We start from the raw sequence: 22,284 nt of genomic DNA on the forward strand, positions 1-22,284 counted from the left end.
CTAGGCCTCTCCTCCCGCAGGAGTCGACCACCTGCCATTCCAGCCAACATTTAATAGGATGTAAAAACGAACGATAACATTATACCTTTGTTTGTTGTTCGGTTTTATTCTAGAAGTAGTCTATTATGAAATTTATTCATCTACTAAACTATTACTGTATTTCCGTGAAAACGGAAAACATCGGAATCATAATTGCTGCTACGATAAACCCGACTACGAATGCAAGAATCACAATCATGACTGGCTCGATAAGTGATTTCAATGTATCGACAGTCCTATCTACATCCTCCTCATAGAAATCAGCTATTTTTTCAAGCATATAATCAAGTGTCCCTGTTTTCTCTCCAATTTCTGTCATTTGATGAACAAGAGGTGGAAATACCCAATGGGCGGATAATGGTTCTGATAACGTACCGCCAGATTCCAAACTTCCTCTCGACTCAAGTATTACTTTACTAATGACAGGATTGTTCACAACTTTGGCAACGATAGCTAATGCCTGTAAAATAGGAACAGCGCTTGAAAATAAAGACGATAATGTCCTTGTCATTCGTGCAATTGCAGCCTTTTGTAGTAACTTTCCGAAGATTGGCATTTTTAATAAACCACTATGAACGATATAATGAAACTGGTGGTTTTTTCGGAATAAAAACATAGTTAAGGCAATTACAACGGCTAAAATGAAGATCAAAAGCCACCATAAATGTTGGATCATTTCACTTATCTTCAAAACAAATAGGGTAATACTAGGTAGTCCCCCTCCAAATTGCTCATAAATAATAGTAAATTGCGGGATAACAAATACCATTAAAAAAATGACAACGATAAATATTAAAACAGAAAGAACAATTGGATATGCTAAAGTCGACTGGATCTTCTTTTTTAATGAATGTTGCTTTTCAAAATAAGTTGCCATCCTGTCTAACGTTTCATCTAGATTACCAGTCATTTCACCTGCCCGGATCATATTAGCAAACAAGGTTGGAAACGCTTTTGGATGTTTTTCAACGGCGTCGGAAAAAGCGATCCCCCCTTTAATATCTCGTTCCACTTCTCCGAGTACTTTCTTTAATCCTTTGCTTTCCGTTTGATCTCTTAAAATATTAGTTGCTTCAACGATCGTAACTCCTGCTCGGATAAGTGTGGCGAACTGACGACAATAAATAACAAAATGCTCATTTTTAACAGAATTCCTACCGATCGAGATATCTTTATTAAAAATAGTCGCTTTCGTTTCCGTAATTTCTCGTGGACTAATTTCTTTTCCTCGAAGTTGAGCAATAACGTCACTACGAGAAGACCCTTCGATCGTTCCCTTCTTTAATAAGCCTTTCTTCGTCCGCCCGACATACTTATACATCAACATTAAATTTCACCTGCATTCATTAAATATGGAGCTGCTTGTTCAATCGCAATCTTCCCACCGTTGATAAGTTCATTGATTGACATTTCAAGCGTATGCATACCAAAGGATTTACTCGTCTGGATTACATTATTAATTTGATCAATTTTTTCATTGCGGATTAAATTCGCCACAGATGGATAGCCGAGTAAAATTTCTGTTGCTGCAATGCGACCTGGAACATCTTTTCTAGTGAATAATCTTTGGGAAATGATGGCTTCTAAGACAGATGCTAATTGAATCCGAATTTGCCCCTGTTGGTGAGGGGGAAAAACATCAATGATCCGATTAATTGTTTGTGCAGCACTATTTGTATGTAATGTGGCTAAAACGAGATGTCCCGTTTCAGCAGCAGTGATTGCTGTTGAGATCGTTTCTAAATCACGCATTTCCCCGACTAAAATTATGTCAGGATCTTGACGGAGTGCCCCCCGTAATCCATTCGAAAAGGTTAATGTATCAAACCCTACTTCTCGTTGCTGAACGATCGACTGCTCATGATGATGTATATATTCAATTGGATCTTCAAGTGTAATAATATGTTTTTTCGTCTGTCGATTTACATAATGAATCATCGCGGCAAGTGTCGTCGACTTTCCTGAACCAGTAGGACCCGTCACTAAAATAAGTCCTTGATGCTTTAATGCTAAACTATTTAAAATATCAGGCATTTGTAAATGTTCAATGGTTGGAATGTCAGTAGGTATAACACGAGCTGCAATACTAATATTTCCTTTCTGTTTAAATGCATTGATCCGGAACCTTGCGACATTTTCAATATAGTAGGCGAAATCAATTTCACCTGTTTCTTGAAATGTTCCCCACCTTTTTCCAAGAACTTTTTTTGCCATCTTTTCTGTATCAGCGGATAATAGGATATCTCCGTATGGCATAAGTTCTCCATGCACTCGAAAAGTAGGTGGGGAATGAACAGAAATATGTAGATCAGAAGCTTTATCCTTATATGCTTTTGTTAATAGTTCGTCAATATCAATATTCACTTCTATCTCACCTCAATCTATCGTTGCAACCCGTAAAACTTCCTCTGTCGTTGTCAATCCTTGTTTTACTTTGTCTAGGCCATCATCCAGTAAAAATGACATTCCTGCTTTTTTTACTTCTTGTTGAATTTTCGTTGAGTTTGCCGCCGACATGATCAGTCCTCGAATGTCATCCGTAATTGGCAAAACTTCATGGATAGCAATTCTCCCTCGATAACCTGTATTATTACAATTTCCACAACCTCGTCCACGTTGTATATGTTCCATTTGGATATTACTTTGTGCAAATATTTCTCGTTCCCGGTCAGTTGGTTCTACTGTTTCTACACAGTCCCGACAAATTCGTCTAACGAGTCGCTGAGCAACAACGCCAGTTAAAGAAGATGAAATCAAAAACGGTTCAACCCCCATATCAATTAGACGTGTTAACGCAGCGACAGCACTATTCGTATGTAATGTGCTAAGAACGAGATGTCCTGTAAGGGAAGCCCTAATCGAAATTTGTGCTGTTTCAATATCACGAATTTCCCCGATCATTACGATATCCGGATCCTGTCGTAAAATCGATCGCAATCCTGTTGCAAAAGTCATTCCAACTGCTTCATTCACTTGGACTTGATTAATGCCAGTGAGCTGATATTCTACTGGATCTTCAATCGTAATGATGTTTACTGCTTCTTCATTCAAATGATGTAAAGCCGCATATAATGTGGACGATTTACCTGATCCAGTTGGCCCTGTAATAAGGACAATTCCATTTGGGACAGAAATCATACTTTTAAACGTCTGTTCATTTCGGGTAGAAAAGCCGATTTTGTCTAATCTATCTAATGCATTACTTAAATCGAGAATTCGCATCACAATTTTTTCCCCGTAAATGGAAGGTAGTGTCGAGATTCTTATATCAATTGGTTTAAAATTTACGCTCAGTTTTATCCGACCATCTTGCGGGACTCTACTTTCGGTGATATTTAAATTTGCCATGATTTTTAGCCTTGCAATTATCACATTTTGCATATGTTTTGGTAAAGTTCTCTCTGTCATAAGTACACCATCGACCCGATAGCGAATTTTCAGTTCTACTTCTTGTGGATCAAAATGAATATCACTGGCTCGCTGTGCTACGGCATTGGAAATAATTTGGTTAACAAGTCTGACAATCGGTGAATCTTCGTCCGTTATTCCCGTTTCCTCAACCGTTTCTTCATGTGAAAAATCACCCATCACTTCATCGAGTGATTGTTGTAAATCATAATATTTTGTAATCGTCCGTTGTAGTGCATCTTTTGTTGCTATAGCAGGTACAATTTGATATCCAGTAGCCATCCGTAGTTCTTCGATCGCAAAATAGTCCATCGGGTCAGCCATCGCAACAAATAATTGATTTTCTTCCGAACGAATTGGCATGACTTGGTACCGTTTAGCAATTTCTTGTGGGACAAGCTGGACAATTTCTTGTTCAATCGGATATTGAAAAATATTTATATGGGGTATCCCAAGTTGAAATTCAAGCACTTCGATTAATTGTTGTTCTGTTATGTAGCCTTCTCTGAGTAGCGTGTCTCCTAATTTTTCATCAGGTAATTTTTCAGCTAAAGCAGTTGATAATTGTGTTTCGGAGATAAGTCCAGATTCAACGAGTAAGTCTCCTAAACGTTTTCTACTCATTTACTCGTCCCCCCTCTTCTTGTTCGGATGTGCCTTCACTATATAAATGTTCGAGTAAATGTTCGAGCTGTTCATTCATTTTTTCGAACCGTTCTTCTGCTTCTTTTTGTCGTTTCGTTACTTCTTCATCTGTCATTCCTATGTAGGTTTCTAGTTCTTTTTCCATCTTTGATAGTCTTTCTTCTAATGTTGCCTGTGTTTGTCTTATTTTTTGTAATTGTTCTGAAAATGTTGGTGTACTAGAATCGATTGAAAAAATATCTAAAACTGATCTTTCATCCTTTAAGCCTTCTTCCAAATCATCAATCTCTTTTTCCAAGTTATTTATCTCTTCTTCGATTTCATCTTCTAGATTCTCCACTAAAGCATCATCTGGCACATCTTCAGTCGTTGAAACTAGGACAACTTTGGGTTCAGGTAAATAAACATCTTGACTAATAAATTCCGAATGAATAAATACATTTTGTTCATAGGTGGAACGATACACATCTGCTTTTAATCCTTTTCTTCCAGGTTGAATTGTCTCCTGTTCCCCTGCTTTTAGTTTTTTACTATATCGGTATAAAGTACGTTGTTTTATTTCTCGTACATTTTCAAGATCGTATGTATACGTTATATCTGATGGAGATGATCTAATTGCTACGTGAAGTTTATCCCCTCGTTTTTCTGCTTCGATTTTAAACGATACTTTATTTGGATTCATCACCAATAAATCTTTATTCCCTTTCGTATCGATCGCTACATCAAGTCCTGGCTCAGTATAGGAAGGAACCGTTAATCCTGCATGACGTTCAACAATGTCGAAGTTCGTCTGTAAAAAAAGGGTATACAATGCCGTTGCTAGGAAACTTAATTCCGCACTTGAATTTGTTAAGTGCTCTGGCAAAACGACTGCTTGTACAAAAGAAAAATGGTCTTCTGAAGCAATCATGTATTCATTGATTTCATCGATTGCATAGGTTAAAACAGCATTCGATATAGTAGGAATATTCATCTCTACCTCAGCGATCGTCTCTAACGGTATTTCTTTTCCTTCTATATATGTGATTTTCGCTTCCCCTTCTTCTAACTCACTAGCAATCTCTTTTATCTGTTGAAACATCTCTTCCGATTGAATATAATCAAGCTCTTTTACTGATTGAATGGATTCACTTTTATCATCTATTTTTACCGAAAGTGGTACATGAACATTTTTTTGCTTCATGAATAATGAAGTAAACGTTCGTTTTGTTCGATCCTTTAACATGTTGATCGATACGTCGACATCAAAAATAACGGCAGTTCTCGGGATCGTAATTTGCTGGAAGTCACTCGTTAAAATAATGTCTTCTCCTTCTTGCCATCGGTTGATTTCTTGCTCCAATAATTCCTTTATTTCCTCTTCCGTTTTATGTTCAACGGAAATAGTTGCAATCTTTGAACCATGTGGCATTTCACTAGCTGCTGCCACATTATTTGGAATAACGAACATAAAAATAATGAACATACATAGGTTGATTAGGAAACGTTTTGTTTTAACCATTTATTCAACTCCTTCCTCAAGGTGTCGTTGATGTAATTGATAAAAAAAGACCTTTACAAAACGTCTGTAACGTTTATTGTAAAGGCCGGTTGCACTACTAGCTCCATACGATCATAGTGCCCAATTCATTATCGTATTTCATAGCTTCCTTTTTATACGTATTTAGTTAATATTAACGAAGTGATAGGTTTTTTCACTAGTCATTTCGAATCATCACCATAGTATCACAATGGCTTTAACTGTGTCAATATACCTATTTAAAAAATGTCACTGTTCATAATAAAGACAAATATGCTTGAATGATGTTGTTGCCGTAAAAATAACTAATGAGCGCTCCAACAACAATATAAGGGCCAAAAGGAATCGCTTGCTTCCTGTTCACTCTTTTAACAATCATTAAAATACTACCAATAATTGCTCCAAGGCAAGCGGCAATAAAAAAAGTAAGCAATACATTCCCAATTCCGAGTACAACACCTAATACTCCAAACAGTTTCATATCTCCAGCACCCATTCCCCCCTTACTAAAGAAAATAATAAGAGCAATCAGGAGAAAGCCTATGGCAGCTCCAAAAACTGCATTATACCATGGTTCTAACGGGGATAAGGTTCTCAACAATATAAAAAATGGGAGGAAAAATAACAGTATTTTATTTGGAATAACCATGTATGATAGATCTGTTACAACAATAATCATCAGCATACTTATAAGTAGTAAAGCTGTTATAAGTTCAAGGTGAAGCCCAATTTTCATGTAAGCATACACAAATAAAATACCAGTCACGAGTTCAATAAATGGATAAATGAATGATATTCGTGTTTGACAATTTCGGCATGTACCGAATTGGATAATGAATGAAATAATTGGAATGAGTTCATACCAGTGCAGTTGTTTTTCGCAGTTCGGACAATAAGAACGATCGTTACTAAAAGGAATTTTTTTTGGTACACGCAGTCCAACAACATTAAAAAAAGAGCCAAAAATTGCCCCAGCTAAAAAAGATAAACAAGTCCAAAATAGATCCATTTTTGATCCCCCCCTTTCACTTCATGATACTTATTACCTATTATAATAGTTCTATTTCAAAATGATAGTAATAAAGGAATGGAATTGACTTTTGGCATCGAGTGGATGAAAACGAGTGGGAACACCGCAAGATGTTTTTTCAGAATACTTGAGGGTAGGGCACGTGGGAGAGCGCCATGTGACGTTGCTACATGAATTACGACGGGAAGGGAGCGATGAAGTGACGCGGTCACTTTTTTACGCTTTTTTGTTGAATTCATACCTACGAAAACAATGGTTGGTACATCTTTTATGTAGCAATGAAGGACTGGTTACTAACTGTTATGAAGGTAAAATAAATTACGAGGGTAATGGTGCTGAAGGAATGTAAAATACTCTAGACAAATGAAATAAACGCAAGCATGTCTATTAAGCATGCTTGCGCTTGTTAATAATTCTTTTAATTTTTAAGATTTACGTTACTATCTAATTTACTAAGTGTTTCTATTTATAGTTCTAATGATTCGCCAACCTGTAGAGCAATTCCTTTTCCAGTTTTCACTTTTTTTGCAAATGCTTCCCCATCTTGTTCAATCACTGGAAATGTATTATAATGCACTGGAACAACTATGTCTGCCTTTATCCAATCAGTCGCAACTAGTGCATCTTTAGGTCCCATTGTAAAATTATCACCAATCGGCACAAATGCAAGGTCAATATCGTTCATTTCTCCAATAAGCTTTAAATCTGAAAACAACGCGGTGTCTCCAACATGGTAAATAGTTTTATCATTGATCGTCAGTAAAATTCCCCCGGGCATTCCAGTATAAATAAATGTTCCGTCCTCTTCTTCATATGAAGAACTGTGAAATGCTTGTGTAAATTTTACCCGTCCAAAATCAAAATCATATGCGCCACCAATATTCATGCCATGCGCATTAAAGCCTTTTTGTCCTAAATATACCGCTAATTCATTTAATGCAACGATAAAAGCGCCAGTTCTTTTAGCAATTGCCATCGTATCACCTATATGATCTCCATGACCATGTGTCAATAATATAACATCCGCTTCCACTGTATCTGGATCTAAATCACTTAACGAATTACCAGTAATAAAAGGGTCAATTAATATTTTGTGCGAATCTGTCTCTACACGAACTGCTGAATGTCCATGGTACGAAATTTTCATACATATCTCTCCTCGCATAATGATTTTATCTTCTATTTTATCATAGATAGATTTTTTCGGAAAATATCTGGAAATTTGTTTGAAGTATGAACTACAGAATGGATGGTATGTGCTAGATACCGATTAGGTATGGATTTCATGGATTATGTGTCGCTCACAAGGAGTATTTGTCGTGGAAGCAAATTATGTGCTGATCTCAAGAATTATGTGCCACGGAAGCAAGTTATGTGGCGAAATCAAGAACTTTGTGCCGCTCGCACAGGTTATATGCCGCGAAAAACGATTATGCACTGCCAAGCAGTCATGAAAACAAAATTAAAAAAGGTACATTATTCACACGGAAATGTACCTTTTTACTCATCCATTATTTAATTAAAGATGATGCTTCAACAAAGTCATACCCGAGTGCACTTGCAACACCTTGATTCGTTACTTTGCCTGCAATTGTATTAATTCCTTTTAAGAGAGCATCATTATCACGTACTGCTTTTTCATAACCTTTATTAGCGATTTGTAATGCATACGGAACAGTTGCATTTGTTAATCCAATTGTTGAAGTACGAGGCACTGCTCCTGGCATGTTTGCAACAGTATAGTGAAGTACACCATGTTTAATAAATATTGGATCATCATGGGTTGTTACACGATCACTTGTAGCAAAATTTCCGCCTTGGTCAATTGCTACATCGACAATAACTGAGCTTTCTGACATTGATTGTACCATTTCTTCCGTAACTAAAACGGGAGCTTTTGCACCCGGAATTAATACCGAACCGATCGCTAAGTCTGATTCTGCAATCGCTTTGGCAATATCGAATGGATTCGACATTAAGACGTTGACGGAGTTACCGAAATACTCTGTTAGCTCTTTTAAACGAACTGGATTTAAATCAAAAATAGTTACATTTGCACCTAGACCAACAGCTAATTTTGCCGCATTTGTCCCTACTACTCCACCACCAATAATTGTTACTTTACCACGTTTTACGCCAGAAATCCCAGAAAGTAAAATCCCTTTTCCACCTTTTGTTTTCTCTAAAAACTGAGCACCAATTTGTGTTGCCATATATCCAGCAACTTCACTCATTGGAGTAAGTAAAGGTAGTGAGCGATCCGGTAATTGAACTGTTTCATAAGCAATCCCGATTACCTTATTATCAACCAAAACTTTTGTAAGTTCAGGATGGGAAGCTAAATGTAAATATGTAAAAAGTATCTGACCTTCATAAAAATAATCATATTCTTCCTCTAATGGTTCTTTCACTTTCATAATTAACTCTTGGGACCATGCTTCTTTTGCAGTTGCAACGATCATTGCCCCTGCTTCTGTATATTCTTCATCTGAAAAACTTGATCCTTCTCCTGCTCCAGTCTGAACATAAACTTCATGACCGGCACCTGTTAATGTATGTACGCCAGCTGGTGTTAATGCAACCCTATTTTCATTATTTAAAATTTCTGTAGGAATTCCTATCTTCATTATGGTTGGCACCTCTTCATCAATATTTTACAAAATGGTTTCCCACTAACTTATTGCAAATACAAAAACCTATTATTCATGTAATCATAAAACTAAAACCATTTTTATTTTATCAAAATTATTAATAAATTGCATTATATTATTTGTATTTCTTGTTATTTCACTTATCTTGAATCAATTTCATCATTCAATATAGCGTTTCAAAAACCGAACTATGTTGCTTGAGCAAAAGGCTTTCACTCCAAGTGGTCGCTTTCCGCGGGCGGCTGATAAGTCTCCTGCCCCGGCAAGGGGTATGCAGACGTTGCCCGCAAAGGGCGGTTTTAGTCTGTAATCTTTCGATATTGCGGGGTCTTATCTAGGCCTCTTCTCCCGCAGGAGTCGACCACCTGCCGTTCCAGTCAAAATTTTATAGGATGTAAAAACGAACAATACCATTATACTTTTGTTTGTTGTTCGGTTTTATTCTAGAAGTAGTCTATTATGAAATTGACTTATCTTAAATCAATTTTACCTAATTTGCCTTAAACTCGCTTCTTTTTTTAATATTTGCATAATTACCCTGTTTCTTTTTCCAATTTACCTATAAATAGGTTATAATTAAAGTATAGCTACATATTCAATTCTACAAGGAGGAATAGAAATGAACGGGAAATATGAAAAAATCGTAAGTGCAGTTGATGGATCTAAAGCTTCCGAAAAAGCATTTAAAAAATCTGTAGAAATTGCGAAAGAAAATAATGCTACACTTGTGTTAGCGCATATTGTTGATTCAAGAACTTTTGCAACAGCTGAAGCATATGATAAATCTTTATCAGAGCGCGCTGAAAAATATGCTAGAGACCTATTAAATGAGTATGTTGAAAACGCTAAAGAAGCTGGAGTAGAAAAGGTTGAGCTCGTTATCAAGTACGGTTCACCTAAAGTTGCGATTGCAAAAGAAATCGCTCCAGAATATGAAGCAGATTTAATTATTGTAGGTGCAACAGGATTGAACGCAGTAGAACGCTTTCTTATTGGTAGTGTTTCCGAGAGTGTTGCAAGATATTCCAAGTGTGACGTGCTTATCGTCCGTTAAATTAAAATGCCGCCCAAATTCTGGGCGGTACTTTACTTATCTTTATGTAATTCATGCAATATATGAGATAATTCTGGAATAATTAATTTATCCATTGCAAGCTTTACGGCACCTGATGAACCAGGCATCGCAAAAATTACTTTTCGATTGATGACTCCTGCAATTGCCCGGGACATAATTGCCGTCGCTCCGATGTCTTCCGTATAACTCAACATTCGAAAAATCTCTCCAAAGCCAGGAATTTGTTTTTCCACTTTCCTTTCGACTACTTCAATTGTTACATCTCGAACTGATATTCCCGTTCCACCTGTTAATAAAATAGCCTCGACTTCTTCATCCTTTATTCCTTGATCGATAAGGCTTTCAATTTCAGATTGCTCATCAGGAACAATAACATGGTTCACACATTCATGCCCTTTATCATTCAATAACGCTTTAATTAATTTACCGCTTTTATCTGTTTCTATTGTTCTCGTATCACTAATTGTTGCAATGAGACATCGTACATTTCTCTCTGTTACATAATGCACTAGACGATCATCCCTTTACTTTTACATTAACAATAACGAAAAAAATGATTGAAATCAAACTTTCCGTTCGTATAGAGGTTCAAAAAGTCCAATAAAAATGACACATCGAATCTCTGCGTTGGCTTGCTTTTCCGGTACTCACGTATGGAAAAGCATACGTGAGTACCGGAAAAGATACGCCGCCTTCGACGAACAGGACGTTCTAGTACTGGCGTTGCCACAGGGCTTTTTGATGGGACGAGCAATTTAGCGCAGTCCCAATGCTTTTCAATGGGATGAGCATTTAGCGGAGTCCCAGGACGTGGCGTTTTTAGCCAGTGGAACTTCTCAGGTCTTCTTTTATCGGTCTTTTTGAACACGCACCTATATTGTATTACGAAGACCTTTTAGTTTTAATGGACCACGGTGTACCTAATCTTGGTAATAACCAACGATCTAATCCATACCATCCCGCAACCTTCCAAGCCATTATTAAAACAATCGCAATCATAAACATGATTGGATTTGAACTTACTGTTCCCGCAAGTAAAAATGACATATTCATTAAAGCCCCAAAAAAAGCAGCAATGCCTGTTAGTAACCCGATAATTAGTCCAAGACCTACTAGGACTTCACCCCACGCAACTATATAGGAAAAAGGGACTGCATTTGGAATAACGATATTTTCCAAAAACCATGCATACCATCCAGCCACATCCCCTTCTTCTACTTTTTCAAGTGCACCACCCATGAATCCTTGAATTGCTGCACCTGCATTTTCTCCCGTCCAAACATCCGATGAAACTTTATTAATTCCAGCGACTAGCCATGAATAACCAAGATATAAACGTAGTATTAGCCAAATCCATGCAGATGTTGTATTTGTAAACAGCCATCTAGAAAATGGGTTTTCTTCGACAATGATATCCTGACCCATACTTTTTCCATTGTTCATTAAATCCCCTCTTTTTATCTTTATCAAACGATAAATAGTTCCAAAGTACTACCGACATGTATTTTAACATAGCTAATGCAATATGCCTAGTAAAATAAGAATAGTAACGATAAAATGTGAAAAACTAACTTATCTTAAGTATTAAAAAGGAGTCGATTATGTTGGCAAAAAGAGATAATAAATCTCACCACGATAAGGGTGGAAAATTGAACAATGATCGTCAAGTTCATGCAAATAGCTTTATTATGCAACGTGATCCAAGATTAAATCAACAACAAATCACAGAACAAAACTTAGCACAGAACGATGAAGATGGAAATAAAGATTATTTCCAATCACAAATCAAGGTATCAGAATCTGTCGCTGAATATAATAAAGAACAAAAAGGAACATGACATTACCTTGTTTTTTAGATGATAAAAAAGCAACGAAGAACTTCCCCTCCTCGTTGCTTACTTTTTATGATAAAGCCCCCTAAAATAAATTAACCAATTACGCTCTATTTTTTATCATGCAAATACTTTTTTTTCGACATTCCCTGCATATTTTACTGTATCCCGCGCAATCATCACTTCTTCATTTGTCGGCACTACTAACACTTTTACTGGTGAATGAGGATAATTAATAAATCCTTCCCGACCACAATTATTGTTTAGCATAGGATCCCAGTAAACGCCCATAAATTCTAGGCCTGTTAATATTTTACCACGAACAATGGAACTATTTTCTCCAACACCTGCTGTAAAAACAATGGCATCCACGCCCGCCATTCTTGCTGCATACGAGCCAATATATTGATGAATTCGTGCAGCAAAAATTTCAAGAGCTAGCTCAGCGCGTTTATTTGTTGCCGCTTCCGCTTGAATATCCCTTAAATCATTCGATATTCCTGATATGGCAAGTAAACCACTCTTTTTATTTAACACATTGATTACTTCTGATGCATTCATACCTGTTTTTTCTTTTATATATGGGATAATGGCTGGATCGATATCACCTGATCTCGTTCCCATTGTTAGCCCTGCAAGCGGTGTGAACCCCATCGAAGTATCAATTGATTTTCCATTTTCGACTGCCGTGATACTTGCACCATTTCCAAGATGACAAGTAATAAGTCTTAACTGGTCTAATGGTCGATCAAGCACTTCAGCTGCGCGCTCTGACACATACTTATGTGAAGTACCATGGAAGCCATATTTACGAATGCCATGTTTTTCATAATATTCGTAAGGTAAACTATAAATATAGGATTTTTCTGGCATTGTCTGATGAAATGCAGTATCAAAAACAGCTACCATCGGAACATTAGGTAAAAATTCTTTAAAAGCATGTATCCCTGTTAAGTTCGGTGGATTGTGTAACGGCGCAAGCTCTGAAACCGCTTCAATTTTTTCGATAACATCATTAGTAATTTTAATGGATTTGCTAAAATATTCTCCACCGTGTACAACTCGGTGTCCAATCGCGTCAATTTCGTCGTATGAACGAATCACTTTAGATGCAATTAATTCACTTAGCAATAGTTTTACTGCTTCTTCATGATCAGCCATCTCTTTCGTAATATTTTTCTGCTTACTTCCTGTTTCTAAGGAAAAGGTAGATCCTGACGCTCCAATACGTTCAATTAAACCCTTGGCTAATACTTCCTCCTCCGGCATTTTAAACAATTGAAACTTCAACGATGAACTACCTGCATTAATTGCCAGTATTTTACTCATTTTCATTTTCCCCCTTATAGTTTAAAAAGTTAACCAAAATATATATGAATATATAATGATAAGTAATATTTTTATTTCGAATAATCTGAAATCGTTATCATTTATTATAGATACTATTTTTTAAGAAAATAATTGCTTTTATCATGGTTGGAGTAAATTCGCCAATACGGAAGCATTGACGAATTTTTCACTCCCATTACTTCTAGAACAGATCGTTTGAATTTGCAAACCATTGATTTATTTTTACTAATATATTTTCCGTTGCCTTTGTGTCATTAAAAGACGGTAGTACCGCAAGTAATGGTTGCTTTATATCTTTTGTGGTCGGCCCTTTTTTCTGCAAGATGAAAATACTTTTTTTATTGTCCTTAGATGAAAATGCTGTATCTGGCAGTTGTAACAAGCCTATAATATGTGCATTCTTCTGTAGAAACGCATGTAATTGTTCCGCTTGTTCACTTTCAAACAAAGATTCTGGAATAATAAAGATTAAAAAGCCGCCTTCTTTTGTATAAGTTAAACTTTGTTCGATTAATAAATGATGTGAATACGAATGTCCTTTAGGTGCTTTTAATTCAAAGGTACTTGCATGAACATCATCTGGATAATAACCAACTGGTAAATCTGCTACAACTAAATCAACTGGATCCAATAACAGTGGTTTTAAACTATCTTGATGAAAATATTCCACTCGCTTTTTTTGTAAATTCGCATTTAACAACGATATTTTTAATAATGTTGGGTCAATTTCACTAGCATATGCTCTTACTGGCTGTGTTAAATGACTCATTACAATAAGTAATAAATTTGCTGTACCACTTACCGGATCAAAAAGTCGTACTTCTTGTCGGTTTTTCGTTAGCTTATCTGCTAAATAGCCGATGAAAAGTGAGATTGCCTCAGGAGTCATCATATGCTGGTGCTGTGTCGTTTTTTTCATCCCCTTTAGAACAGCTAGCTGTATCGCCTTTCGAATTGTTGCCGTTTTAAAAGTGTCTACGTTTACTTTTTTTAACGATTTACGAATATTTCCTTTTAACACATCATTCATTTCTTCGTGAACATCTCCGTAAAATAACGCTTCCAAACTTATCGCTAAACTATCTAAATAAGTGTCATGTAACTTTTGTTCTATAACAGTAGTTACTTCATCTATCCAATTATATAATTCTATAACTTTTGAGTCATTCATTTCCTTTGCCCTCCTATCGAGTAAGGCATTTTACGTCTTTTATATAACACTTTTTAATATTGTATCAAAAATTAGAAAAAATGTAATGTATAACAGTAAAAATGTTTGAATTGTCTATTTAACTGTTTTACTTGTAATTTTGCTCGTTTGAATGCACGAATACAGTAGCTATTATTATCGATTTAGATTCATTTTACTTATATCTTCTGAGAAAACTTAGCATTTGCTAAAGAAAACACACCGATTGGCAAGCCGTCAAGGCTGTGACTAGGTGATGCTGCACTTATGTAAGTAAACCAGCGGATAGCTAGTTTATAACGAAAGAAAACATGCCCCTCCATTGGGGGATGCCGATGTTAGGCGCAAAGCCTGTTTTTAGTCGACCTTCCTTAGAATAGCCGTTAAACTATGACTAGGTGATGCCTGAGCTTATTAAATAAGTGATTCACATTTTATCAAGCCTCTCTAGCGAATGCCTTAATTACATGTACGACGCATGATGTTTATTGCGAAGAGTAACCTCGGTCGCAAAGTTCCTTGATGGATGGGATTTATCGCAGCCCCATTACGTGCTAGCACTGGCGTTGCGACAATGGTTTTCGTAGCGTGAGCGTAAGCGCAGTCCCAGAACATTGCGTTCTTATCCGTGAGCAGTAAGAAAAGATTTATACTTTCTTATTCGCTAAAAAAAGAACGGACCCATAACATAACTAATTGTTATGTGCCCGTTTTTATGTTCACATCATCCCATATATAATTACTCAGCTTTTTTGGCAGCCTCCAATGCTGCTTCATAATCTGGGTGATTTGTCACTTCAGAAACATATTCTGTGTACGTAATTTTATCATTGGAATCAATAACAAAAATAGATCTCGCTAACAGTCTAAGTTCCTTAATAAGTACGCCATATTTTTCACCAAAATCAGCATCACGATGATCAGATAAAATATCGATATTTTTAACACCTTCTGCACTACACCAGCGTGTTTGAGCAAATGGCAAATCCATGCTAATCGTTAGTACGTGAACATTCTCAAGCTTGTCCGCTTCTTCATTAAAGCGTTTTGTCTGCTCTGCACAAACACCTGTGTCAAGCGAGGGAACGACACTAATTAATTTTATTTTCCCTTGATAATCTTTCAACGTTTTCTCTTGTAAATCATTAGAAAGGACCGTAAAGTTTGGCGCATCTTCATCGACTTTTACTTCGGTACCTAATAATGTGACGGGATTATCTTTAAATGTAACATTTGCCATCAGAGATCAACCTTTCCATTATTATTTACTTTCATTATGAATAAGGTTGTTCCTATTGTCCACTATTTAGGTGTGATTTAAGTAATATATATTTTAATCGATTAATACTTGCTTTCGATCTTCCACATTATCGTAATCAATCTCAAAGCCCAGATCCTTTAACATTTGCATATCACTATTTCCTTCTTGGCCACCAGTTGTTAAATAATCCCCGATAAAAATTGAGTTGGCAGCAAACAAACCGAATGGTTGTAAACTACGTAAATTTACTTCACGTCCGCCAGAGATACGAATTTCTTTCGTTGGGTTCATAAAGCGAAACAACGCTAATACTTTTAAACAATATAAAGGATTTAATTCATTTGTTCCTTCAAGTTTTGTCCCATCGATAGCATGTAAAAAATTGACCGGGATTGAATCCGCGTCTAACTCTTTTAATGCTTTAGCCATATCATACACATCATCCATCGTTTCTTTCATGCCAACGATAACTCCTGAACATGGTGAAATTCCTGCCTCTTTTATCTTTCCAACGGTTGAAACTCGATCATCGTATGTATGACTTGTCGTAATAGTAGGATGATGTTTTTTTGATGTATTTAAATTGTGATTATATCGGTCAACACCTGCCTCTTTTAATTTTTCGGCTTGTCCTTCACGTAAAATACCTAAACAAGCACATATACGCATATCTTCATATTCCGCTTTTATTTCTTTTACTGCGCTTGTAACAACATCAAGTTCCCTATTCGTTGGTCCACGGCCACTTGCTACAATACAATAAGTACCAGAGTTTAGTTCATTTGCTCGCTTTGCACCCGATATAATTTCTTCCTTTGTCATCATCGTATACTTTTGAATCGGTGCTGTTGAATCAATTGATTGCGAACAATATCCGCAATTTTCCGGACAATAACCCGTTTTTGTACTAATAATCATATTTAATTTTACCTTTTTACCATAGTAATGTTTACGAATAGTAAAAGCAGCATCCATTAAACGAAGAATGTCATTATCATCTGATGCTAATATGGATAAAGCCTCTTCTTTCCTTAATTCATAGCCTTCCATAACTTTTGTTGCTAATTGTGACCAATTCATCTAATCCTCTCCCAATTAAAAAATTAAACTACCTTTTCCTCGATTGGATATCTGACAGATAATCCATATTTATTTAGGCGATAAGCAAAAGCCCCTGCTAATATAGATAAGACAATATCTTTTGGTAAAGGTACTGACATCCATAACCAAGCAATTTTGTATGAAAATTCTGTTGGTGCTTCAAACCAAAATAAATAAGCTGCATACATCCAATTCGTTCCAAATACATAATTGATTGCCATCGCTATAAGTGCAGCAACGATATAAATAGGAAATGTCCGTTTTGTTTCAGCAATTTTACCAGCAACATAGGCAACAAAAATAAAAGAAATAATAAACCCGAATGTTGGTGATAAAACCATTGCTGCTCCTCCTTTAAATTGTGCAAAGACTGGAACACCAGCTAACCCTAACACCATATAGACAAACATCGAAAATGCACCAAGCCTACTTCCTAAAACAAGACCTGATAAAATAGCAAAAAAAGTTTGCAATGTAATTGGAACGCCGCCAATGACAAAAGGAATAATTGATGTTATGTTAGCGCCAATTGCAGTTAAAGCCACAAACATTGCACCAATAATTAAATTAAAAACGTTACTACGCCCTTTCCCTTTCACTTTTCTCCCCCTTTAGTTAACCATATTATTTTTAGGTTAACATACTTTTAAGAATAGCATATAAAATGAAATGGTACAAAAATAAATCTATGTTAATCATTCATGAACCGATCTGTACGTGTACCCATTTTTAGGTAACATGCATATGTATAAGAATGAATAGATTAGGATGGTGATTATTATATATGGAACGAGGGTCAAGCGATAAAAAACCTACGAATAGTAAAGATGAACAGTTAGAGCAATTCAGAATAGATAATTATGGGAAAAAGCTTACAACGAATCAGTCGGTTAGAATTTCAAATGACGAGGATTCGCTAAAAGCAGGTATCCGTGGTCCTACCTTAATGGAAGATTTTCATTTTCGCGAAAAAATCACCCACTTCGACCATGAACGAATACCTGAAAGAGTCGTCCATGCACGTGGTTATGCAGCACATGGGGTTTTTGAATTATATAAGTCAATGAAAGAATATACGACAGCAAGTTTTTTACAAGAATCTGGAACAACCACACCTGTTTTTGTTCGTTTTTCAAATGTTGTCGGTAGTGCCGGATCAAAGGATACAGCTCGTGATGTCCGGGGATTCGCAACGAAATTTTATACGGAATCTGGGAATTATGATCTTGTCGGCAATAATATTCCTGTCTTTTTTATTCAAGATGCGATCAAATTCCCTGATTTAATTCATGCCGTTAAACCTGAGCCACATAATGAAATACCACAAGCATCTTCCGCTCATGATACATTTTGGGATTTTGTAGCAAATAATCAGGAAACAGCTCATATGATTATGTGGCTAATGTCAGATCGAGCAATACCGAGAAGTTGGCGCATGATGGAAGGATTTGGTGTACACACGTTTCGTTTTGTCAACAAAGAAAGGAAAAGTACGTTTGTTAAATTTCATTGGAAACCAATTTTAGGCGTACATTCTCTTGTGTGGGATGAGGCACAAATAATTGGTGGGAAAGATCCAGATTTCCAACGACGCGATTTATGGGAAGCAATTGAACGTGGTGCTTATCCAGAATATGAACTAGGAGTACAAATGATTGACGAATCAGATGAATTTATGTTTGACTTTGATATTCTAGATGCGACGAAAATTTGGCCAGAAGAAATAGTTCCAGTTCAAATAATTGGGAAAATGACGCTAAATAAAAATGTTGATAATGTTTTTGCCGAAACCGAGCAAGTTGCGTTTCACCCAGGTAATATCATTCCAGGTATTGACTTTACAAATGATCCACTACTTCAAGGTAGATTATTCTCCTATCTTGATACACAACTTATCAGATTGGGAGGACCAAACTTTGCTGAAATACCAATCAATCGACCACTTTGTCCATTTCATAATAACCAACGCAATGGCTTTAGCAGGCAACGAATTGATATCGGAAAAGTTAGCTATCATAAAAATTCGTTAGCAAATAATACTCCTTCTACTTCTAGTCTGGAAGAGGGCGGCTTTGTACATTATGAAGAAAAAGTAGAAGGTCGCGTTATTCAAGCCCGTAGTGAATCGTTTAATGACTTCTTTTCGCAGGCAAGACTTTTTTGGAATAGTATGTCACCACCAGAAAAAAAACATATTATAGACGCATTTAGTTTTGAAGTTGGAAACGTTAAAAGTCGATCTGTTAGACAACAAGTCGTTGATATGTTCGTCCATGTTGATAAACAAATGGCTACAATAATCGCTAATAATACTGGTGTAAATCGCCCAAATGGTGCACAATCAAATGTTACCGCATCTTCCCCCGCACTTAGCCAAGAAAATACAAGCAGGTATCCTAATACGCTAAATGTCGGTGTATTAATTGGAAATGGTTTTAATGATGCAGAAGTAAAAAATGTTATTAATTTACTTGAAGAAAATGGTGTGTTTATTCATTATATCGGAGAGCAGATTGGCACTGTGACAGGTAGGATCGGGAGCAAGATTAAAATAGATGAAACATTTATGACAACGGACCCAGTACTCCATGATGCAATATATGTTGTAGGGGGAAGTGCGATTGATCAGGTGAAATTTAATAAAAACATTATGTATTATATTGGCGGAACATATAATCATTATAAGCCAATAGGAATTGCCACTACTGGGGAAATGTATTTTGATGTTCCGAATAAAAATAATATACCTGGAGTTATTTTTGCCTCTTATAATCCAAATTTTGCAATGGACTTTTTAAATGCAATTACTGAACAACGTTTTTGGAACCGGATAGTTTAGGTAAGGAAAATTGTCCTAATGGCTTTTGGGATGTAAAGTACATGAATGTAAACATTTAAATATTTAAGAGGGATAGAGATTTACATTCTCTTTATATACAGAATTGACTTTTTCTATTTTAAAAGAGTTATTCCTATTATGTAGGAATAACTCTTTTATTTTTCAATATTTTATTGTTGTCCTCCACCTAATTGTTGCTGTGCCATGTGGACAAGACGTTTTGTAATTTCTCCTCCAACAGATCCGTTAGCTCTAGAAGTTGTATCTGGACCAAGTTGTACGCCAAATTCTTGAGCAATCTCTGTTTTCATTTGATCAATTGCATGCTGTGCACCAGGAACTACCAATTGGTTTGAATTATTACTATTTGGCATGATGGTTCACCTCCTTGGTACATTTATCTTGCGCACCAAGAGGAGCAATCATACATACAAAAAATTGGTAGTTGTTGTTAGTTCAAGTATTTAATAACAATTAAGACAAATACTATTTTGAGTATACTAATAACTCAACTTTCACACCAAGATAATGAGTTCAAACAGTTCGCTTGGTTACGCTTGGGATACTTCTAATTACATCCTTGACAACCATGAGACAATAAATTTATTCACAATATTTTCTAAATGAGTAGATTTGTTGTTTATTTCATATAACAGATAAAGTGCACAGTAACATTTGGTGGTGAACGTACCGTCGCTACGGAAATACACTCCGCTTAGGTGGGTATTGTCACTCATTACGTTTATTTGTTTATGAGTGTAATCATATCGTTCACCTTAGGTATAGTTGATTGGAGCTTAGGACAGTCGACTCCTGCGGGAAAGCACGTGTCTGAAGACCCCGCAGCGGCGGTTTTTCCGCGAGGAGGCTGAAGCCGTGCCCGCGGAAAGCGACTGTCCGTGGCGGAAATCAACGGTGCTGTTACTGTCGTTCTAGCCAGAATAGCAAATTAACTTACTGCGCAGTTTCGTTCAACTACGTGATAAAAGCAACAAACTTTACGATAAGAGAAGGTGGAGTCTAGATGTAAACAGACTCCTTAGACCGAACAGTTAAGTCCAAAAGTCAACTTCAACACTATATCTACGCCCCACTTCATTCTATGAAGCTTTTTTGTCCATTTCACCCTGTTAAAGTTGAGTTATAATAATTCGTCAAAATGATCGCTTTGAACATTATGAACTATTTTAATCGTTTCTTTTTTAGCTATTGCTTCATTCATGAATGGCGTAAAGTCTACCTTTTTTTCCAGTTCATGAATGATTTCTCTTTTCGGATTAGTTGCAGGTGATTTTGGTACAAATATCGTACAGCAATCTTCATAAGGTCGGATAGAAATATCATACGTACCAATTCGTTTTGAATGGGTAATAATTTCTTCCTTATCTAGAGCAACTAATGGACGTAATACTGGTAAATTAGTTACTTCATTGATAGCGTTCATACTTGCCAATGTCTGACTTGCTACTTGTCCAAGACTTTCCCCCGTTGTAAGTGATAATATATTTTTTTCATGGCAAATTTTTTCGCTAATGGTGAGCATTACACGTCTCATTATCGTCATCGCATATCGTTCTGGCATTGATTTAAATATTTCTTGTTGTAACGTTGTAAAAGGAATCAGATGAACATTGATCGATCCCCCAAATTCTGTTAACGTTTTTGTTAAATCTAACACTTTTTGCTTGGCGCGTTCACTTGTAAAAGGTGGTGAATGAAAATGAACCATTTCAAGTTGAACACCCCGCTTCATCATTAAATATCCCGCAACAGGGCTATCAATACCACCTGATAATAATAACAATGACTTTCCACCAGTTCCTACTGGTAAACCTCCAGCTCCACGAACGACCGTTGACATAATATAAGTCGCTTTTTCCCTAATTTCTACTTTTATTTCTACATCAGGTTCATGTACATTAACTGTATATATCGATGTGTTTTTTAATAAATGGGCACCTAAGATTCGATTCATTTCTTGGGAACGAATAGGAAATCCTTTATTCACTCGACGTACGGAAACTTTAAACGTTTTTGCATTTGGACTCCCCGTCAAAGCAAACAATGCCCCTTCTTTTATAGACGATTCTTCATTTTCAACTTTTAACGCTAAACTTAAACTGTAGATTCCAAACACTTTTTTACATTGTTTCATAATTGGTTCAGGACCCTGTCCATTTAGTTCAATAAACATTCTTCCTTGTGACCGTTTTACACGAATATCTGGATAATGTTTTAATGCCTGTTGAATATTTCTTTGTAGCTGTGTAATGAATTGATTTTTATTTTTTCCTTTTAAAGCTAGTTCTCCGTATCGTATTAAAATATGATCATAATGCATGACT

Annotated in this window: 19 protein-coding genes and 1 riboswitch; of the genes, 3 read left to right on the forward strand and 16 right to left on the reverse strand. The window is 36.2% G+C overall.

Annotated elements, in window-relative coordinates:
• Positions 1–151 precede the first annotated feature (151 nt).
• From DFR56_RS14850 to ald, 7 genes are all read right to left on the reverse strand, one after another.
• Entirely contained in the window at positions 152–1,366 is a 1,215-nt protein-coding gene (locus tag DFR56_RS14850; RefSeq protein ID WP_110396235.1) for a type II secretion system F family protein, read from the reverse strand.
• The gene (locus DFR56_RS14855) at positions 1,366–2,403 is read right to left on the reverse strand and encodes a type IV pilus twitching motility protein PilT (RefSeq protein WP_110396236.1); all 1,038 of its coding nucleotides are present in this window, start codon (positions 2,401–2,403) and stop codon (positions 1,366–1,368) included. Before DFR56_RS14855 ends, DFR56_RS14850 begins: the two co-directional genes overlap by 1 nt.
• Before the next feature lie 12 nt (positions 2,404–2,415).
• Complete coding sequence (locus tag DFR56_RS14860) at positions 2,416–4,071, reverse strand: GspE/PulE family protein (RefSeq protein ID WP_110396237.1); 1,656 nt, start codon at positions 4,069–4,071, stop codon at positions 2,416–2,418.
• The gene (locus DFR56_RS14865; protein ID WP_110396238.1) at positions 4,064–5,593 is read right to left on the reverse strand and encodes a G5 domain-containing protein; all 1,530 of its coding nucleotides are present in this window, start codon (positions 5,591–5,593) and stop codon (positions 4,064–4,066) included. The genes DFR56_RS14860 and DFR56_RS14865 overlap by 8 nt, the downstream gene beginning before the upstream one ends.
• Positions 5,594–5,667: 74 nt before the next feature.
• Positions 5,668–5,751: riboswitch (cyclic di-GMP riboswitch) on the reverse strand.
• Between the two features lie 116 nt (positions 5,752–5,867).
• Positions 5,868–6,620 carry a prepilin peptidase gene (locus DFR56_RS14870; protein ID WP_110396239.1) on the reverse strand — a complete coding sequence of 251 codons (753 nt, stop codon included), beginning with the start codon at positions 6,618–6,620 and terminating at the stop codon, positions 5,868–5,870.
• A gap of 487 nt (positions 6,621–7,107) precedes the next feature.
• Positions 7,108–7,788: a metal-dependent hydrolase gene (locus DFR56_RS14880; protein ID WP_110396241.1), complete on the reverse strand. Its 681-nt coding sequence runs from the start codon at positions 7,786–7,788 to the stop codon at positions 7,108–7,110.
• 364 nt (positions 7,789–8,152) lie between these two features.
• Positions 8,153–9,268, reverse strand: coding sequence for an alanine dehydrogenase (gene ald / locus DFR56_RS14885; protein WP_110396242.1), 1,116 nt, complete (start codon positions 9,266–9,268; stop codon positions 8,153–8,155).
• A 643-nt stretch (positions 9,269–9,911) separates the two neighbouring features.
• Between ald and DFR56_RS14890 the strand changes: the two genes are divergently transcribed.
• Positions 9,912–10,346 (forward strand): universal stress protein, encoded by a 435-nt coding sequence (locus DFR56_RS14890; protein WP_110396243.1) that lies wholly within the window; start codon positions 9,912–9,914, stop codon positions 10,344–10,346.
• A gap of 32 nt (positions 10,347–10,378) precedes the next feature.
• Here DFR56_RS14890 and DFR56_RS14895 read toward each other — a convergent pair whose 3' ends face one another.
• Both DFR56_RS14895 and DFR56_RS14900 read right to left on the reverse strand, forming a co-directional pair.
• Positions 10,379–10,876 (reverse strand): MogA/MoaB family molybdenum cofactor biosynthesis protein, encoded by a 498-nt coding sequence (locus tag DFR56_RS14895; RefSeq protein WP_110396244.1) that lies wholly within the window; start codon positions 10,874–10,876, stop codon positions 10,379–10,381.
• A gap of 373 nt (positions 10,877–11,249) precedes the next feature.
• Complete coding sequence (locus DFR56_RS14900; RefSeq protein WP_110396245.1) at positions 11,250–11,810, reverse strand: DoxX family protein; 561 nt, start codon at positions 11,808–11,810, stop codon at positions 11,250–11,252.
• Between the two features lie 158 nt (positions 11,811–11,968).
• Here DFR56_RS14900 and DFR56_RS14905 point away from each other — a divergent pair, with 158 nt between their 5' ends.
• A complete protein-coding gene (locus tag DFR56_RS14905; protein WP_110396246.1) occupies positions 11,969–12,205 on the forward strand; it encodes a hypothetical protein in 237 nt (78 codons plus the stop codon).
• Positions 12,206–12,319: 114 nt separating this feature from the next.
• Here DFR56_RS14905 and DFR56_RS14910 read toward each other — a convergent pair whose 3' ends face one another.
• The 5 genes from DFR56_RS14910 to DFR56_RS14930 all read right to left on the reverse strand — a co-directional run bounded on the left by DFR56_RS14910 (position 12,320) and on the right by DFR56_RS14930 (position 17,651).
• Entirely contained in the window at positions 12,320–13,528 is a 1,209-nt protein-coding gene (locus tag DFR56_RS14910; RefSeq protein ID WP_110396247.1) for an acetate kinase, read from the reverse strand.
• A 202-nt stretch (positions 13,529–13,730) separates the two neighbouring features.
• Entirely contained in the window at positions 13,731–14,720 is a 990-nt protein-coding gene (locus DFR56_RS14915) for a class I SAM-dependent methyltransferase (RefSeq protein ID WP_110396248.1), read from the reverse strand.
• 757 nt (positions 14,721–15,477) lie between these two features.
• The gene (gene tpx / locus DFR56_RS14920; RefSeq protein WP_110396249.1) at positions 15,478–15,978 is read right to left on the reverse strand and encodes a thiol peroxidase; all 501 of its coding nucleotides are present in this window, start codon (positions 15,976–15,978) and stop codon (positions 15,478–15,480) included.
• A 93-nt stretch (positions 15,979–16,071) separates the two neighbouring features.
• Positions 16,072–17,079 (reverse strand): biotin synthase BioB, encoded by a 1,008-nt coding sequence (gene bioB, locus DFR56_RS14925; RefSeq protein WP_110396250.1) that lies wholly within the window; start codon positions 17,077–17,079, stop codon positions 16,072–16,074.
• A 23-nt stretch (positions 17,080–17,102) separates the two neighbouring features.
• On the reverse strand, positions 17,103–17,651 hold the full coding sequence (locus DFR56_RS14930) for a biotin transporter BioY (protein WP_110396291.1): 549 nt from the start codon (positions 17,649–17,651) through the stop codon (positions 17,103–17,105).
• 233 nt (positions 17,652–17,884) lie between these two features.
• On the opposite strand from DFR56_RS14930, the gene DFR56_RS14935 reads away from it, so the two are divergent.
• Positions 17,885–19,939 (forward strand): catalase, encoded by a 2,055-nt coding sequence (locus DFR56_RS14935; protein WP_110396251.1) that lies wholly within the window; start codon positions 17,885–17,887, stop codon positions 19,937–19,939.
• Positions 19,940–20,109: 170 nt separating this feature from the next.
• Here the strand turns inward: DFR56_RS14935 and DFR56_RS14940 are convergent, their stop codons facing one another.
• Entirely contained in the window at positions 20,110–20,313 is a 204-nt protein-coding gene (locus DFR56_RS14940; RefSeq protein ID WP_110396252.1) for an alpha/beta-type small acid-soluble spore protein, read from the reverse strand.
• 767 nt (positions 20,314–21,080) lie between these two features.
• A complete protein-coding gene (gene thiI / locus DFR56_RS14945) occupies positions 21,081–22,280 on the reverse strand; it encodes a tRNA uracil 4-sulfurtransferase ThiI (protein ID WP_110396253.1) in 1,200 nt (399 codons plus the stop codon).
• Positions 22,281–22,284: the final 4 nt, after the last annotated feature.

It is taken from the genome of Pseudogracilibacillus auburnensis, from assembly GCF_003201975.1.
Taxonomy (GTDB): domain Bacteria; phylum Bacillota; class Bacilli; order Bacillales; family Amphibacillaceae; genus Pseudogracilibacillus; species Pseudogracilibacillus auburnensis.